Source organism: Sporosarcina sp. P25 (genome assembly GCF_002743235.1).
In the GTDB taxonomy this organism is placed as follows: Bacteria; Bacillota; Bacilli; order Bacillales_A; family Planococcaceae; genus Sporosarcina; species Sporosarcina ureae_B.
In genome coordinates, this window is the sequence record NZ_PDYV01000021.1 from 12,367 (window position 1) to 29,932 (window position 17,566).

Below are 17,566 nucleotides of genomic sequence, written 5' to 3' on the forward strand. Positions count from 1 at the left end.
GAGGGTTATATTTGAAAGCTATATTATTGGCTGGTGGAAGAGGAACAAGAATTAGCGAATATATTGGCGACGTGCCCAAATGTTCACTTGATATAGGAGGGAGGTCATTAATCCGCCATACTGTTGAATTATTCCAACGAAATAATATTGAAGTAATAATTGTTGTTGGATATAAAGCGGATATCATTAAGGATCTTCTATACGATCTCGATGTAAAGTATTATTTCAATCCATTTTACAGTGTTACAAATAGTGTAGCCTCTTTATGGTTTTCGAGAAACGAACTTAAAGACGAAGATATTATCATAGCGAATGCAGATGTATACTTTGAGCAGAATATGTTAGACAAGCTACTAAGCTCTAGGCATGAACAAACTTTCCTAATGGATTCGAATAGTGATCTAGATTACCTTTTCTATTGCAATAATAATCAGCTAATCGGGCATGGTAAAGAATTAAAAGAATATAGTGGGGAATATGTTGGCATAGCAAAAATCAAGAAAATATTTTTGGAGAAGTTCGTAGAGAGACTGGAGAAACTAATAAAAGAGCAAAATCACAATTTTTGGTGGGAAAACGTTTTATATTCATTTATAGATGAGATAACTATAAATGTTGTAGACGTTAGGGGTATGTTTTGGTCAGAAATAGACGTCATAGAAGATTATCAAAGAATCCTTGAATTTCGGAGAAACACTGATTTTGGGTACCAGATTCCGACATTATTATGAATTGTGTAGGGACCTGACACGCTTTTAAAATTCATGCTTCATATCACATAAAAGGAGAGGGTAGAATTGGCTGATGAAAAAATAGAAAAAGCAGCATTTGCAGGAGGGTGTTTTTGGTGCATGGTGAAACCGTTTAAAGAATGGCCAGGAGTCCACGACATCGTGTCTGGTTATATGGGCGGGCATCTCGATAATCCGACATATGAAGATGTGAAAACAGGTACATCTGGTCATATAGAAGTCGTTGAAATCACGTTTGATCCTGTACTATTTCCTTATGAGAAGTTACTTGAAGTATACTGGCAACAAATCGATCCAACAGATGCAGAAGGTCAATTTCAAGACCGCGGCTTATCCTACACAACCGCTATTTTTTATTACACAGAGGCGCAACGGGAAGCTGCCGAAAAATCAAAAGAAGCTCTAGCGGCAAGTGGCATTTTCACAAAACCGATCGTGACACCAATCCGACGAGCAGAAACGTTCTATCGGGCTGAAGAATACCATCAAGATTATTACATAAAAGAAAAAGACCATTACGAAGAGGATCGTGCACGTTCAGGGCGCAATGAATTCATCGCTGAGCACTGGGGTAAGTAATACTAGCATATTGGGTGTCAGATCCTTCGACATTTCAGACTAGTATTGGGACTTGGCACCATTTTACATACAAACAACCTTCTACGACCAAAATCAGTCGTAGGAGGTTTTTTGCTGGTTAATATACTTCTCGGTCGCTTCATAAACAGCTGGAGCTGCATGCTGTCTGACTTGTTCGAGTAAGTCATCATGATCTTGGAACGGCAGAGTTTCTTCGTCGTCACTACATTTTCGATGGTAACGATCTTCATTAATCGAGTACGTGCCGTCGTTTGTTACTTTGGCGATGAGCAACGCTTTGTTGAATGAAGATTCAGGACTGTGATGGATCTGCTGTTTGACATGGTTCAAATGTGTCCAGTCGATAGCGTCGGGATAGAGACCATAGCGACGTTCCCAGCCATTGTCCTTCAGTTGTTCAAATACCATTGTGCCTTTTTCGGTCGTTTCACTCCGCAGCCGGAATGTGCCAGCAGGCGAAGTGACGGGATCGCTATCGAGTGCGACGGGTTGCATGACGAGATTGTTGCCGAAACCACTGTCGATTACGTACAGTGTATTTTCGTAATGGAGCAAATTCACGATATGTGTACGATCGAGGACATAGTGATCACGTGGTGGCGGTGCCCAAATTGTAGCCGCGGCGAGTTGTACGGGGAAACCTAGGTCCCTGAGTGCGATATACAGCAGGCCATTGAGTTCATAGCACAAACCACCGCGTCCGTGTCTAATCATTTTATTTTGAAGATATCGCTCGGTAATAGGCTCTTCATTCGCCAGTAAGACATCCAGGTTTTCAAATTCGAATTGCTGGGCGAAGAGCGTCTGAACTTGGCTGATTTGCTCAAGCGGTGTGCCGTTGAGTGTCAATTGGGTCGAAATCCATTGCAGCATATTTCATCCATCCTTTCATCAGTAGTATTGCCACCATTTTACGATTGCGAAGAGATCTGTCTATGGCTATAAATATAGTATAAATCCAATGAAACTATTTTCGAATTTCTCCGTCTGTACGTTGATCTATGATTACATACTAGAAAGGAAGAAACACAATGAAAAAGATTTGGATAACATTTGGCGCGGTGGCTCTTGCCCTCAGCTTGCCATTATCAAGTATGGCTGCAAGCAACCAGAAGTTCACGGATGTTCCCGATACCAAGCACTTTGCGGAGGCGGTCAATGAATTGGCAGAACGCCATATTATTACGGGATATACGGACGGCTTATTTAAGCCAGGCAATCCAATCACGCGCGGTCAGACGGCGGCAATTATTGCAAAGTTGATGGGACTGAATCCGGATTACATGGTGAAGGATCCTGGATTCAAGGACGTCTCGAAAGCGAACGGCTATCACAATGCCATTGCTAAGCTTGCGGAGCTTGAAGTGATCGGCGGCTATGAAGACGGACGTTTCGGGCCGAATGATCCCGTCAAGCGGGGACAATTGGCTTCCATCCTCGTGAAAGCATTCGATTTACCACGCTTTGCTTTTAACGCGGAAGAAAATCCATTCCATGACGTCAAGCCCAACACGTCGCATGGCGCGAATGTCTTGATTCTGCACAAACTGGGTATTACAACAGGCGTAACGTCCGACAGATTCGGCATCAATGAATGGGTGACGAGAGGACAAGCAGCGAAGTTGATGCAACTAACGGAGCGTGTCCAACCTGAGTCCTATTCATTAAAGACATGGGGTCCGATGCTGCGTTTCTCGGAAATCATGATCGATGAGGACACGGATGAATTTGCGGTCAACTCGGAAGTATATCACGCAGCCATCATTAAAGGCAGACAGACACCTTCAGGATATACTGGCGATCGGTTGCAAGTAACTCCGCTTAAAGAAGGAAGAGGAACATTACAGATCGGCGGTAATTATGGTATGGAAGATCAAAATATCAAACGCTACTATCATAAATACTATGTGGATGTGAAGAAAGTCGACGGCAAACTGAAGGTGCAGTTACTCTACGCGAGTGATATTTTAAAGACGCGGGCGCGTCTGAAACTGGCGGCGAATGAAGAGGTTGAAACTATTCGTTTCGTGCGGACGGACGGGGAAGTCTTATCCGACACCATGCCGTTTGAAGGGTATACCGATTCGCCGGATGTGTTCATTCGTGTCAACAAGCCCGGCAACTTCATCGCGACAGTCCGCTTTACGGACGGAAAAGAAGCGCGCTACGCAGTGGAAGTGAACGTTCCGGATGCACATATGTTGTATTATAAAGTGAAGACGTCAAAGATGTTAGACGTCAATTGAACTTGATTTTTTAAAAATAGGTTGTAGTAGATAATGAGAGTAGAAACTAGAAAAGTAATTCACAATGCTTGCAGCCAACTTGAGTCAAAGTTTGTTGCAGGTATTTTTTATTTAACGTACCAGGTCCCAACACTAAAAAAACGCCATGGGTTTGGGAGAGAAATAGTTGAACAGACGATACAGAAACAAGTGTATTTTCAATCAATGACACGTCACTGGTACCTTTTAGTGATCCTGAAACGGCTGTGACACTATAAACAAAAGAAGATGAAGCTTCCTTTCGCGTGCCCAGACCCAGATGATGAAGATGATCCAATTGCGATGAAGGGCTATACTTATGCGGACAGTAATCTTATAATGATGACAGATCTAGATGGTCATTTCGCGCAATTTATTCCTCTTCCAGTTGGAGGTTATAGACTTTATAAAGCTTATAAAAAGATAAAAAATGTTAGGCGTTAAAGAATTTTAAACCAACAAAAAAATTATAAAGGTGCTCGCGTTTTTTAAAAAAGAAAACAGACTTCCAAACAATACAAGCTATAGAGAATATGATGTGGATCTTTATATAAAGAGAGTAAACAGAGGGGCTCAGCGACTTGTTATTGGCAAGAATGGTAAGTCATAATATACAAAAAATCGTAAAAAATTATTATAAATCATTTTTGAAAATTAATAGAAGGTGACTAAAATGGAACAATACAATATAAATTTAAAACGTCTAGAAGGTTCATATATACATTTTACAAGAGATACCGAGAAGTTTAATCATGTATACTGTCAAGTTGAGTCTGTAAAAGAAACTCAATTATTTCACGCGATAATCAATGGAGGATTTTGTTTGACAAAAGAGGAATTATTAAAACAGTTTTACTTGAATTTAAATTTTCCGAGTTATTTTTCGGAGAATTGGGATTCTTTTGACGAATGTATTAATGATTTAGAATGGTTGGAAAGTAGTTTTTTTGTGATTTTTATTAATAATTTTGAGTTATTATTATCAAAAGATTTAAGCGAAAGAAAAAATTTTTTTGTGATTTTGATGTCGTCTATTAGAGACTGGCGAGATGGCAATAATTATCAGAGTGAAGTTGTACCTTTTAGTATTATTATCCACTCTAACAAAGATATCCCTGAAACATTTAATACTAATTTGTTTGAGATGGGAGTAAATATATTTTAATATAATAGTCGTAGTAAATATAGAATTAAAATAAATATGAGGCATTAGAATATAGTTTAATAGGATATACCGTTTATCTCCTTTGGATTACTATAATCTTAAGGTGTGTTTTTATGTATAAATGAACTAGAACATCTAAATTTGAGGTGTATTAATAGATGAAACCGTGGTTAAGTGTAACTATAAATTATGACAATATAGGAAGAGACCAATTATTAGGGCATGATTTAAATGCCGGACAAATTGATGTGAATTTTAATGATGTGAGATTTTTAAATTTATATTCATACAAAGAGAAAAACAGTAAATATAGTAATTTCTATGATTTTGAAAAATTCCCAAAGCTAATTAGTTTAGATTTATCTCTTACAAATATAACGGATTTCATAGATGTATCGAAATGTAAAGAACTTAGACGTTTGAATGTCGATTACTGTAGAAGTTTATCTTCATGGGAAGGCATTACAAATTTAGCGGAACATTTAGAAGTACTTTGTATAGATCATGCTAAGAAATTGAGTGTATCAAAGGAATTGTATACTTTAAAAAAACTAAAAATATTAAAGTTGTGTAGTATTCAACCGATAGAGAACCTAGATTTTTTAAAGCATTTTCCTAACCTTGAAAAGTTTATTTTTGTTAATACCAATATATTAAGTGGAGATTTAACACCTATTATAGAACACCCAAATATTACATCCGTAGGTTTTCTAAATAAGCAACATTACAATAAAAAAGATGAACAAGTTGACAGATTATTAGAACAAAAGAGGAGAGGGTTATTAAATGTTTCCGAATGATGCAGATGGACAAGTGTTGAAATCATTAAAAAAAGAAGGTGTTGATTTCAGTCAACCACATGATGTTGATTTTCAAATAGCTTGTGCAAATGAAGAGAGTTTACAATCAGCTTTAACTGTTCTACACCATAATGATTATAAAGTAGAAGGGTTTTATGATGAAGAATACGATGAGTGGTATTGTACTGTTCAAATAAATATGTTGTTGGAATATCAATCAATTATGGATATGCAGGAAAAGCTAGATGAATTAGTCAAACCATTCGATGCATACAGTGACGGCTGGGGAGTAATGGTAGACTAATCAAGTAAGAATAGGGATTGTAAAAAAAGACCGTTCAAGCTGTTTTTGAACGGTCTTATTAATTTATAAATGTATAGGATGGCATACTCGTTTTATCTTACGTGACCCAGACGATGAAGATGATCCTATGTAAGGTGCCAGGTCCCAGCACCTTCCGCTAAATACAAACGGTATGTCGAGAAGCGCAAATTCACAAGTTAATAAATGGGGAAAAGATAGATTTAAAGCTAGAATAATTACAAGAAATGTAAAAGGGGGGCGGCAATATTAGCGTGGGAAAGTAGTACAGCGGCTAAGCTTAGGAACAAAGGTAGACTTAATAATAAGAAGCATCACTCTAGACCATAAAGGGGTATGTTGATAAATGTTATTTATGGGATTTAATTTTAACGATTGTTCACCAGAGCATAGTAAACCAAAGCAAACTCAATTTTATTTTGAAACAAATTGTATTGTTTATTTATTCGAACAATTTCTACCTAAAATAAATTTTGAAGACATTTCTGGTGTTCAGTTTGATTGTTTTCCAAATGCTGAATATACATGTGAACCGATTATCATGGATGGTGTTTTACCAGTAACAATTCCATATCGTGTAAGTGATTTTTACAGCTTATCAGATATTGATAAGAAAAAAAAGACACTTGAGTTAATGATGGCTGGATTACGCGTTGTAATTAAAGAAAAGGGTTGGGATGAAACTCCTTTTCTTTATGCTTATGAGAAGGTAATTGAACAACATTATATATTCAAAAAAATATATAAAAAGCCTAAATCAAGTCCGAATCGCAAATTGAAAGCAAAGATTGAAATTGAAATTGGATTATATGATTGTACAGCCTCATTAATAGTTGAAGATAAGAACCAAAAGAAAATATGTACAAAGCTCCTTTATAAAGAAAAGCCACGATTTGATCTATTATATCCGTTTTTGGGAGATGTTAAATGGGTCAGTAACCAAGAAATAAGGGTTTATGCAAGGAAACCAAATGAGATTAATTTTAAATTCGTACAGTTAGCCTAAAGTGGAAATAATTGGAGGTCTCTATATGTCAGAAAAATGGGGAGTGATTTTTACCGAACATGAAGAATAGGCTACATCGGTTTTAGTAGACATGGGAGTAACAGAGGAGAATGAAGTTTAGAAATTTCCAATTGCTATGGTGGTGAGACTATCATACAAAAGTCCAGATATAAACGGTTTTCTGTTTTTTGAGGAAGCACAAATTATTTGAACTTTGTATTAAGTAGCAATCCGAATGTAAAAGAAGGCGAAGAGTTGATCGTGAAAGTAGAAGAAGTAGAAAGCGTACTTGGCTCGTTTATCATCCAATATAAAAAGCAATAGTAAGAAGAGTATTCATGCGCAAAACTAATGCGAATGTTTAAACATTCGATTACGGTACTAAGCTCTGACACAATTCAGAATTGTGTCGGGAGCTAATACCTTCATCAATGACGTGGCGACTTCCAAAGTTCTACTCGGTGCAAGGGCAGGCATTAACTTACATGACAGTCGCTCATACAGCTTTTTATGGGTTAATTTTTTAAACTTAGGTTCGCTGTATCTAGAAAATAATTTCATCCATTTCCTCCTATATGTTAAAGTTAACTACAAATATATTTACTCTAATAATTCTTCAGTTATTGTAAACTACATTTCTAACGTCTAATAAGAAGTGATATTACGGTAAAGATGAAATGAGGACTGACAATATGGTTGGGAAGTTTTTCAAAAAACTTTTTACTAGAGACTATGGACCGCTTGCAACAGAGTTTGCAACATTGCTGGGCTATAAATCATGGAAGGAAATACAAGAAAATTCCTACGCGATTTTCTATACTGAAACGGATGCTTTTTGGTTTGCGACGGAACTGACTGATGGACATTGGGCGGTGTGGAACGAAGAAGGTCAAATGCCTCATCCTTTTACTGTGTTCCCTAACTGGAAAGAGGCAATTAAGTATCTTGGGAACTTATTTGATGAAAGTGGGTTACCAGATCGTTACTGGATCAAAGAACAACCCAAGAAAGAGTATAGCAATTTAATTGATAAAGAAACGCAAATACGCGTTCTGCTTTATGGAAATGCCTTAAACTTTGCTTGTGAAAATTTGGGTGTGAATGATATGAGAACTCGTAAATATGCCGAAGTCTTTACAGTAAGTAATCAGGAGGTCTATGAGTATATTACTATCCATGGACTTCCCCAAAGTGTATCAATAGACAAAGAGGGGCGAGGTGAGGTCTTCCATTATTATCAGGAGGATGGCAAATGGTACACTTTTTTCAGGGAGAGAGGACAGATTTTTGACGAAAAAACTTTTGATGACGAGGAGCTAGGCAAAAGATATATTGTGACCACCTTGCTGCAATTAAGTGGTACCGGACTATATTAGTAGTTACTGCTTCGTTTTCAATACCGGTTTCGGAAACTATTAGAATCGCGTCGGGACGTGATACTTTCACCAAGGAGGAGCACTTGTATTGTATACTAAATATGATGGTTATTTAGTGAGTTTTAAATCAATTTGGGAGGTCTCCTCATGGAAATATTCAAGCAATATATAGCGGGTATCGATTCTCCCGAACAACGTCATCGTGTAGAGCAAGTGTTGGCGTGGGTTACTACTACATTCCCAAATTTGGAGCCGCAAATGAAGTGGAATACACCTATGTTCTCTGACCATGGCACATTTATTATTGGTATTTCTATCGCAAAGCATCATATGAGCATTTCACCTGAACCAGCAGGAATTGCGCGCTTTGCAGATGAAATTGCAGAAGCGGGCTATAGCGCTACAAGTGGTTTGTTTAGAATCAAGTGGAATGAGCCAATTCATTTTGGGTTGTTGGAGAAATTGATCGAATTTAACATGGAAGACAAAATTGATTGTACAAACTTTTGGCGTAAATAAAATAGGAATGATAGTAAAAGTGCCTGTGTATGAAACGAACGAGAATGTGTAAACACTCGTGAAAGTTTCATACACAGGCACTTTTTTAATGTATGGAATTATAGAATAGTCTGATTTGATCGAAGAATCCAGCGCGGTCTTGTTCACTGTGATTTACATAACAATTTTCTTCCTTTTAAAGGAAGGAGTTAAAAGGCTTAGCGAGAGTTTACTCGCTTCGAAAAATAGTGGTAGACAATTGCTTTAGTGAACGGTACCAGATCCCGACACAATTCAGCATCGTGTCGGGACCTGGTACTTTTTTATAAGTTATTGACCAACAATTCCGAATCCTATATAGTATTGGTAACTCCAAGAATAATTCTGGTCTTACCAAGCATACACTACTAGTTAAACAGCTTCATAAATTAATTGACTATAGGATAGGAGGACGGTTCATGAATACAAAATATATAAAAGAGTTCATCACGTTTCCAGATATCACTATAATGCTGGTGCTATTTATTCCGCTCATAGTCTATACTTTTTTACATGCTTACTCCGTTGGTGTGTGGATCTCCTTTGTAATAGGGATGGCTACTTATGCAATGAGTGAGTATATGATTCATAGGTTTTTATTTCATATGAAAACGCCGACAAATCCATTTTTACTGAAAACGATTAAGCGCTTACACTTTGATCATCACGTAGATCCGGCGAATTTAAAACTATTGTTCTTGCCGATTTGGTTCAGTTTACCCGGCTTCACCATGTTTGCATTGATTTTCTATTTAATAACCAATAGTTTTCCGTTCACGATGGCTTATCTTGCGGGAATCATTGTCTATTTCATGTATTATGAATGGAAACATTATATTGCGCATCGTCCTGTTCAACCACGTACTGAAATGGGGAGACGTATTAAAAAAGCGCATCTTTGGCATCATTTTAAAAATGAAAACTACTGGTTTGGTGTAACACATACGGCTATCGATAAAACGTTCGGAACGTATAAAGATCAGAAAGTAGTTGGAAAAAGCGATACCGCTAAAAACCTAGAGAATCGTACGTAAGGAGACCGATCTATGAATCGAACAGTAACTGTTGAAAAAGAACTGATCAAAGCAATTCTTCAAGGAGAATATTTGGCGGGAAGTCAAATCGAGACGGAGAGAGAATTGGCCGCAATGTATCAACTGGGACGTCCCGCCATTCGAGAAGTCTTACAGCGCTTGAGTCACGGTGGTTGGCTGACGTTACGAAAAGGCCAACGCGCTGTCGTCAATGATTATTGGAACGGAGGAAATATTACTACAATCGTTGATATTATTGAGTATGTCGATCAAGTGCCAGACGCTTTCGTTCTCTACTTTTTGGAATTACGTATTGCACTAACACCTCAATATGTAAAAAAAGCGGTACTGCTTAATTTTCCTAAAGTAGTGGGTCTACTAGCTGAAATCGATGAGTTACTAGATACAGCGGAAGCTTTTGCGTTATATGACTGGAAAGTTCAAAAGGAGTTAGCTAGATTGTCAGAGAATCCGCTCTTTTCGCTCGTGCTAAACAGCTTTGAACCAGCGTACGTGAAAATGGCGTTAAAATACTTTGAAAGTTCATTTCGTCGTGAAGCTTCACTCAGTTATTATAAAAAGTTATTATCCTTTGCATTAGCAGGCGATGATCAGCAAGCAGAAAAACTTTCCCAGGAAATGATGAAAAAAAGCTATGATCTATGGAAAAACCAATTATCACCAGATGAGAGAATCGGCGTGAAGTTTAAGCTTGATAGTATACAATAAGTACATTTTATTCGTAAACATTATGGAAAGGAGGATATGTTAATTACTCATTTACTAGTCAAGTCCATTTCAATCATTCTGCTCCTAGTAACCATCTTCACTCTAGATGTTCCAAAAGGAAAAGCGGAATCAGCAGAAGAATCAATCACTATTCTTTTTACGCATGATTTACATGACAACTTCCTTCCATTTGAAGTAGATAGAGGAGAAAAGAAGAAATCCGTCGGCGGATATGCTAGATTACATAGCGCGATTGTTGAGCAAAAAGAGAAAGATCCGGATGCGATTCTAGTTGACGCGGGTGATTTCGCAATGGGCACATTGTTCCAAACGATTTACGCAACTGATGCACCCGGATTACAGATGATGGGGCGGATGGGGTATGACGTGACGACTTTGGGGAATCATGAATTTGACTTTAGAGCAGAAGGTTTAGCGAGTAGTTTACGCGCTGCGAAAGACAGTGGGGAAAAATTGCCTAGTATTGTCGCTTCGAATACGATTTTCCCGACAGATGAGGACGGCAAGATGCCTCGCAACATTCAAGCGTTAAAAAAATCGATGGGCGATTATGACGTAAAAGATTATATGGTAATAGAACGTAAAGGGATTAAAATTGGCATCGTTGGGTTAATGGGAGAAGAAGCAGCTGGCAATGCGCCGATGTCCGGTGTGACGTTTGATGACGCGGTTGAAAGTGCCAAGTCCACGGTGGCGACATTGAAGAATGAAGAACATGTAGATCTAGTCATCGCTCTTTCACATTCAGGTACGTCGGAAATTCCATCGCAGTCCGAAGATGAAATGATTGCAAAGAAAGTTCCTGATATTGATGTTATAATTAGCGGGCATAGTCATACTACATTTGAGGAACCGATTATTGTAGGTACTACTATCTTAGGTTCGGCGGGGCAATATGGAGAAAATCTTGGCGTCCTCCAGATTACACGAAATGAAACCAATAAATGGACAGTTAATCATTATGAATTACGGCCAATTGACGATTCTCTTCCTGTAGATTCAACGATCACTAAAACAATCGATACATACAAAAAATCGATACAAGAGAACTACCTCAATGATTTTGGAATGAAGTTTGATGAAGTGTTAGCCTATTCACCTTTCGATTTCGCGCGTTTTTCCAAGTTAGGAATCGAGCAAAAAGAAGAACCTATTGGAAATTTAATAGGCGACTCCTTCATTCACATGATTCAGCAATTGGAAGGAAAGGACTATGAACCGATCGCTGCCGCGGTTGTTCCAGTGGGTACGATTAGAGATACCTTCAGCAAAGGCGACATCACCGTTTCAAATGTTTTCAATGTGAATTCTTTAGGAATCGGTCCCGATGAAATCTCTGGCTATCCGCTTGTAGACATTTATTTGACCGGCAAAGAATTGAAGACCATTGCAGAAGTCGATGCTTCGATTACTCCTATTATGAATGAAGTTCAATTGTATATCGCAGGTTTACGGTACACGTTTAATACAAATCGCTTCATTTTCAATAAAGTCACGGATATCAGTTTGCAATCTATGGATGGGACAAACGAAGAAATTGACGATGAAAAGCTTTACCGTGTGGTTGGCGGTTTATACTCCGTTCAAATGCTTCCTTTTGTAAATAAAAAATCTTTTGGTATCCTATCGGTTGTTCCAAAGACAAAAGAAGGTACACCGGTGACAAATTTTGAAGACCACATCGTGTATATGAATGAACACCAAGAAGTGAAAGAATGGTATGCCATTGCAAATTACTTCAAATCCTTTAAAAAGATGAACGGTGTCGCACAAGTACCACCATATTACGAGCAAACACATGGTAGAAAAATCGTAGAGCATGATTCAAATATTTGGGCCATCCTCAAAAATCCGAACGGGATAATCCTAACCATCTATGCGATCGTACTCACAGTTGTCGGCCTAGTGGCTTTGCTTGTGACGTTTATTGTGAGGAAGCGCAAAAAAAATAGTTGATTCGGTGAGTGGTAAACATGCTGAAATGATGAGCGGATTCACATCGGACGAGGGCGTACACTAGCATCGCATATAGCGATGCTTTTCTTTTACATCACTTTACGAGAATTTGGTTTTATGGATACCTACAGTGGAGTACATAGTAGAGTGGAATAAAAACGTTGAAACATAGTAGCATGAATTCAACACATCTGAAAAAAACGAACCCTTTCACAGGTTATGAACGTATGAATAGTAGAAATATATTTGTTTCTCGAACAAGCTAGTTGATGATTTCAAAGACCATTTACGTGTCCAAAGGTGGTGAAGGACTCATGAGTAACAAAATCTTCATAATGAAAAGATAAAAAACAACAAGCAGTAAAATAAAATCTATATCCAGTTGTTGAATAGGCGCCGCGCTAGCATCCTGCCATATTGCTCTAAAAAAGTATGAACTGTTGGACGACTAAATTAGAAAGAGGAGATTCATAGATGAAAACGGTTAGCCGAGAAATACAAGAAATGACCATAAAATCTTTAGAATCAACGTTTCATAAACTTTCGAATGCTTATAAAAGTATGACGGAAAAAGGTTCCAATACAACACTTGTAGAAAAACGACGTGACGCTATAAAAGTTGGGTTAGAGAGCGTAAAAGACGTTTGGAATGGTGTAGATTTCTTCTATACTAAAGAAGAGATCTTACAATCTAAGGATATTCTACAACGTATCATTCCATCTATTGAAAAACAATTAGCAAAAGCAAAGGATGGCAGTCCTCAAAAAACGTTAAATGAGCGTCGTGTCATCGCACTTAAACTGGCTATCGAATCCTTGGAAACCCGTCTTAAATGAAGTGAACGCGATCTCTGATTACTTCATTGTATCCATAGCATGAGTTTTCACATAAGACGAAATCAGAATAATAATATTATGTAAACTAACAATCAGATTTAATCAGAGTTCAGTAACTTCATATGCTTTTATGGCCGTTTTTTGTGGAATGAATAGGCTTTGGGAGCACGAACCACTAGATGAATATGAACTAGAAGAAGTAACGGAAAATCTATACTAAAAGCAGAAAAACGTTTGGATGTATTACTACCAAATTTTCATGCCTAAATTAAGTGTATTTTAGCGAATAAATAATTGCGGCTGTTCAACACGCGCCGTGTTAGAGTTGAATCAGTAAATTGCAGAAAAAAATTGAAAATACCTGAGGTGAACAGTATGGTGTTTAATAAACAATCCTTACGCATGATTTGGCCTATCCTATTTTTACTTGTACTGGCTTCCAACTTTGCTTTATATCGTTCTTCACTAGGAATCAGCATTTTGCCTGCGAATACCAATCCTGTAGTTCTAGGTTCTCTCATCGATCTCACTATTGTAGCTCCAGTATTATTTTTAGCGTGGCAACGGAAACTAAGCTGGAAATATCTCCTTACTTTAATGGCAGGAGGACTAATCGTCGCTCGCTTTATCATTCCAATGCACTATTTAACCCCTTTTAAAACGCTTACTCTAATGGGCTTTGTAGTGGAAGCTGTGTTCGTTTTGCTTGAACTATTATTATTGTTAACTCTATTCAAGTATTTACCTGAAATTATCCGGAGTGTGAAGAGGAGTTCTTTACCCCACTTATTTGCTTTCTCCAATGCAGTAGACCAAAAAGTTAGGAAACAACCGATTATTCAAGTGATTTGTTCAGAAATGCTGATGTTCTATTATGCTTTTTGCCTTTGGAAGAAACAGCCTCTACCTAAAGAAAATACGTTTACGCTACATCAGAATTCAAGTCTAATTGCCTTTCAAGTGATGATGATTCATGCAATTGTAGTTGAAACGTTGGGAGTGCATTGGTGGTTACATGATAAGTCACTGATTTTATCGTTGCTACTTTTAGTTATAAATATCTATTCCGTTGCTTTATTTTTAGGAGACATTCAAGCTATACGATTTAACCCTCTACAAGTGGATCATGATCGCATGTATGTTTCATTGGGCTTAATGAAACGTATGGAAATAAAGTGGACGGACATTGATGAAATCATAGAAGACCGTCCCATATTAGAAAAAAAGCTCATGAAGAATACGATAGATTTTGTAGCACGCGATTTTGAGAAAACGTATCCGGACGTCATAATAAAACTAAAACATCCACAGGAAGCGGTTTTGTTCATGGGGATGAAGAAAAAGTATGAGCAAGTGGCTATTCGAGTAGATGATTCCGAAAAATTCAAGGAAATATTGAAAACGAAATTACAAAAATCAGTGGATTGATAGTATCAATCCACTAATTGGGCACGAGAGCGGCATTTAATATATGAACTTTACATTCTTTCAAAACATACAATGGTAGAAATGTATGTCGAAAGGTGATCCTGCGTATGGATAGTCAATTACGTTCATTTATTTATGGATTGCAAACTAGAACGCCTTTACAAACTATAGAATTATGGATTTTAGGGTTGCAAAATCGAAGTGGCGCCGTTCAATATGCAGTACTATCTCCAGCACTTCAAAAACGAACACAAAAGCAATTTGTAGAAAATAATTGGATAACTGGACAATCGAGTCCGTGGGTGTCAAATATTCATATTGTCCATGTAAATAAAATCAGTGAAACAACGCAACAATTTACTCTTGCCTATGACCTGATCACTTCTTATGCAAGTTTCGGGAAAGGGCATAAAGTGATTACGGTAGAAAAGAATCCGGAACCGGGACGTGAGAATTGGTTCATTACGAAAATTAGTACGACATTCCTTCTAAATGAAGCGATTACCCCAGCTGAAATGATTAATCAATAAAATGATATACTTAGTACTAGATGTGCATAGGCTGTGATTCTCGATTTAGCAACCTTTTTTAGAATTGCACGGTTTAAGTAATGAAAAATTCTTAGGAAGTCAAGTGCCGACTGTCTGTATGAGAAAATGAATGTTTTAACCCTTTTAGCCTACTATATAAGCGCTTTTATGAGGTGATATACGTAGATGAATTCTGCATATGTACTGTTTATAAAGGGCTCAGGTAGCGAAATGATAGAAGTATATTCAGATTCTGGAATATATAATTGACAAATAGAAGTGATGGAGACCATAGCCGTCTCCATCACTTCTATTTAACTTCTCCTACTCCTCTTGCATCCATAATTTGCTCGACTCGATCCTTGAACAATATATACATTCCATGACCGACATAGCTGTACCGGTAATATAAAAACTTTGTTCATCTAATAAATAAAGAGTTCAGGGTTTTTCCAATTGATGCTTTTTTATATGGTACTGTAAGCTTTGACGGGTGATTCCTAGTCTGCGCGCGGCTTCTGAGATATTCCATTCGGTCTGTTCTAAAGAAGTTTGGATAAACTGCTTTTTCGACTGATTCAATAAGCTCTTTATCGGTCTACTTGCTTTGTCTTCTCCATTTTCTACAAATAGTCGTTGCTCAGAAATAATTTTTCCACGAATATACGAAGGTAAGTGCTGAATTTCAATTGCCTTTGCATCCTCGTTCACTCTGATGACAATATTCTGCATTAAATGCTCTAACTCTCTAATATTTCCGGGCCACGAATAGCGTAGCAGTGCATCCCGCAAAGAAGGAGACAGCGGGGGTGTTTGAGTGCCCATTTTTTCTTGGAAATATTCCAAAAAGTAATTAATGAAAAATAAAATATCTTCGGGACGATCGCGCAACGGAGGGATAAATAGGCTTGTATTAGCAACACGATAAAATAAGTCTAGTCGCATCCTTTCTTCTTCAATCAATCGTTCAGGATCTTCGTTTGATGCACTAATAACTGTACAGCGGACGGGAGTTACGTCGTTAGATCCTACTCGACGTACTAAACGCTCCTGCAATACGCGCATGAGTTTCGATTGCAACGTCATAGGCATGGAATTTATTTCATCCATGAATAGTGTGCCTTCTCCAGCATATTCAAACAAACCGATTTGGTCTGTAGCACCCGTGAACGCACCTTTTATCGTACCGAACAATGTACTCTCCAATAAATTTTCTGGAATAGCAGCGCAGTTTATAGCAACAAATGGCTTATCTCGGCGTGAACTGTGATTATGCATACTTTGTGCGAATAGTTCTTTCCCTGTTCCAGTTTCTCCTACAATCAATGTATCTGTATTGTATACAGATACCGCCTGAGCTTCTCTTAATAGTGCTTTTAATTCGGTACTTTGACCTTTAATATCTTCAAAAGTAAAAATGGTTCCATTAGAAGAGAAAGCTTTTTCCTCGGTTACTTGATGTTTACTTCGCTTTAACTCAATCGTTTGATAAAGTTGATCTTTTAATTTGGATTCATTTGTACTAATAGAGAAGACCCCGATCGTTTCTCCATCTTTCTTTATAGGAAATGTACTGTAGCTGACATACTGTGGAACTCCGTCTACTTTAGAGTGTGCGCGATATCTTGAGAAGATTGGTTTACCGGTACTAAATACGTGTCGGTGTTCAGAGAACTGTGGATTATAGTTATACGCATCCCATAAAGGTCTTCCAATTATTTCTTGAGCATTTAAACCTTCCATTTTCTCTTGTGCTGCATTGTAAAGCGTAATATCCCCAACAGAGTTACTCATCATCACGCCTTCATCTATAGTTTGGATAACTTCTTCTAAGCAATACAGACGCGCTTCGTTGTTGTCCAATTGGAATGAAAATTCTTTTATACATAAGATCACTAGAGGTTCAGGCTCTTCAAGTCGCTGGACAGCTACCTGTAATGGCTGATCTTGAATCTCTATATAAAATTCTTCTTGGTGGTAGAAGTGCAAATCTCCTCGTTTAAATAACTTATTAATATCAGTAGCCAAATCTATTGTAAAGGATAGATTTTCTTTCAATTCATACCATAAAACTTTGTTTGATGAATTAAGTACAATGACGCCGTCTACAAAACTTCTCGCGAATGTACCAATGGCTTTAGCAAACATCTAATAACCTCCTATGTTCAGTAGAAATTTTATTATATCATTTAGATGTCAGAAAAGTCTG

17 protein-coding genes are annotated in these 17,566 nt (G+C 37.6%); 15 read left to right on the forward strand and 2 right to left on the reverse strand.

The features are described 5' to 3' along the window. Positions 1-11 precede the first annotated feature (11 nt). On the forward strand, positions 12-731 hold the full coding sequence (locus CSV70_RS14180; RefSeq protein ID WP_099629299.1) for a phosphocholine cytidylyltransferase family protein: 720 nt from the start codon (positions 12-14) through the stop codon (positions 729-731). Between the two features lie 66 nt (positions 732-797). Next, positions 798-1,331 (forward strand): peptide-methionine (S)-S-oxide reductase MsrA, encoded by a 534-nt coding sequence (gene msrA, locus CSV70_RS14185; protein ID WP_255397500.1) that lies wholly within the window; start codon positions 798-800, stop codon positions 1,329-1,331. Positions 1,332-1,424: 93 nt separating this feature from the next. Here the strand turns inward: msrA and CSV70_RS14190 are convergent, their stop codons facing one another. Next, entirely contained in the window at positions 1,425-2,201 is a 777-nt protein-coding gene (locus tag CSV70_RS14190; protein WP_233191825.1) for an arylamine N-acetyltransferase family protein, read from the reverse strand. 182 nt (positions 2,202-2,383) lie between these two features. On the opposite strand from CSV70_RS14190, the gene CSV70_RS14195 reads away from it, so the two are divergent. The 13 genes from CSV70_RS14195 (at position 2,384) to CSV70_RS14275 (ending at position 15,357) form a co-directional block, all read left to right on the forward strand. Beyond that, positions 2,384-3,598: an S-layer homology domain-containing protein gene (locus CSV70_RS14195; RefSeq protein WP_099629301.1), complete on the forward strand. Its 1,215-nt coding sequence runs from the start codon at positions 2,384-2,386 to the stop codon at positions 3,596-3,598. Positions 3,599-4,289: 691 nt separating this feature from the next. After that, on the forward strand, positions 4,290-4,781 hold the full coding sequence (locus CSV70_RS14215) for a barstar family protein (RefSeq protein WP_099629305.1): 492 nt from the start codon (positions 4,290-4,292) through the stop codon (positions 4,779-4,781). Positions 4,782-4,939: 158 nt separating this feature from the next. Further along, positions 4,940-5,581 carry a hypothetical protein gene (locus CSV70_RS14220; protein ID WP_099629306.1) on the forward strand — a complete coding sequence of 214 codons (642 nt, stop codon included), beginning with the start codon at positions 4,940-4,942 and terminating at the stop codon, positions 5,579-5,581. Continuing rightward, the gene (locus tag CSV70_RS14225) at positions 5,568-5,885 is read left to right on the forward strand and encodes a ribonuclease E inhibitor RraB (protein ID WP_085130898.1); all 318 of its coding nucleotides are present in this window, start codon (positions 5,568-5,570) and stop codon (positions 5,883-5,885) included. Before CSV70_RS14220 ends, CSV70_RS14225 begins: the two co-directional genes overlap by 14 nt. A 364-nt stretch (positions 5,886-6,249) precedes the next feature. Next, positions 6,250-6,909, forward strand: a complete 660-nt coding sequence (locus CSV70_RS14230; RefSeq protein WP_085130897.1) for a hypothetical protein — start codon at positions 6,250-6,252, stop codon at positions 6,907-6,909. Between the two features lie 692 nt (positions 6,910-7,601). Further along, positions 7,602-8,285, forward strand: a complete 684-nt coding sequence (locus tag CSV70_RS14240) for a hypothetical protein (RefSeq protein WP_099629308.1) — start codon at positions 7,602-7,604, stop codon at positions 8,283-8,285. Between the two features lie 147 nt (positions 8,286-8,432). Beyond that, complete coding sequence (locus CSV70_RS14245; RefSeq protein ID WP_085130894.1) at positions 8,433-8,804, forward strand: iron chaperone; 372 nt, start codon at positions 8,433-8,435, stop codon at positions 8,802-8,804. A gap of 437 nt (positions 8,805-9,241) precedes the next feature. Continuing rightward, a complete protein-coding gene (locus tag CSV70_RS14250; protein ID WP_099629309.1) occupies positions 9,242-9,856 on the forward strand; it encodes a sterol desaturase family protein in 615 nt (204 codons plus the stop codon). 12 nt (positions 9,857-9,868) lie between these two features. Continuing rightward, the gene (locus tag CSV70_RS14255) at positions 9,869-10,585 is read left to right on the forward strand and encodes a GntR family transcriptional regulator (protein ID WP_099629310.1); all 717 of its coding nucleotides are present in this window, start codon (positions 9,869-9,871) and stop codon (positions 10,583-10,585) included. 36 nt (positions 10,586-10,621) lie between these two features. Beyond that, positions 10,622-12,562 (forward strand): bifunctional metallophosphatase/5'-nucleotidase, encoded by a 1,941-nt coding sequence (locus tag CSV70_RS14260; protein WP_099629311.1) that lies wholly within the window; start codon positions 10,622-10,624, stop codon positions 12,560-12,562. A 474-nt stretch (positions 12,563-13,036) separates the two neighbouring features. Continuing rightward, positions 13,037-13,399 (forward strand): hypothetical protein, encoded by a 363-nt coding sequence (locus tag CSV70_RS14265; RefSeq protein ID WP_085130890.1) that lies wholly within the window; start codon positions 13,037-13,039, stop codon positions 13,397-13,399. Positions 13,400-13,774: 375 nt separating this feature from the next. Next, positions 13,775-14,827, forward strand: coding sequence for a beta-carotene 15,15'-monooxygenase (locus CSV70_RS14270; RefSeq protein WP_099629312.1), 1,053 nt, complete (start codon positions 13,775-13,777; stop codon positions 14,825-14,827). Positions 14,828-14,934: 107 nt separating this feature from the next. Next, complete coding sequence (locus CSV70_RS14275; protein WP_085130888.1) at positions 14,935-15,357, forward strand: hypothetical protein; 423 nt, start codon at positions 14,935-14,937, stop codon at positions 15,355-15,357. A gap of 441 nt (positions 15,358-15,798) precedes the next feature. Here the strand turns inward: CSV70_RS14275 and CSV70_RS14280 are convergent, their stop codons facing one another. Then, on the reverse strand, positions 15,799-17,505 hold the full coding sequence (locus CSV70_RS14280) for a sigma-54 interaction domain-containing protein (protein WP_099629313.1): 1,707 nt from the start codon (positions 17,503-17,505) through the stop codon (positions 15,799-15,801). Positions 17,506-17,566 lie beyond the last annotated feature (61 nt).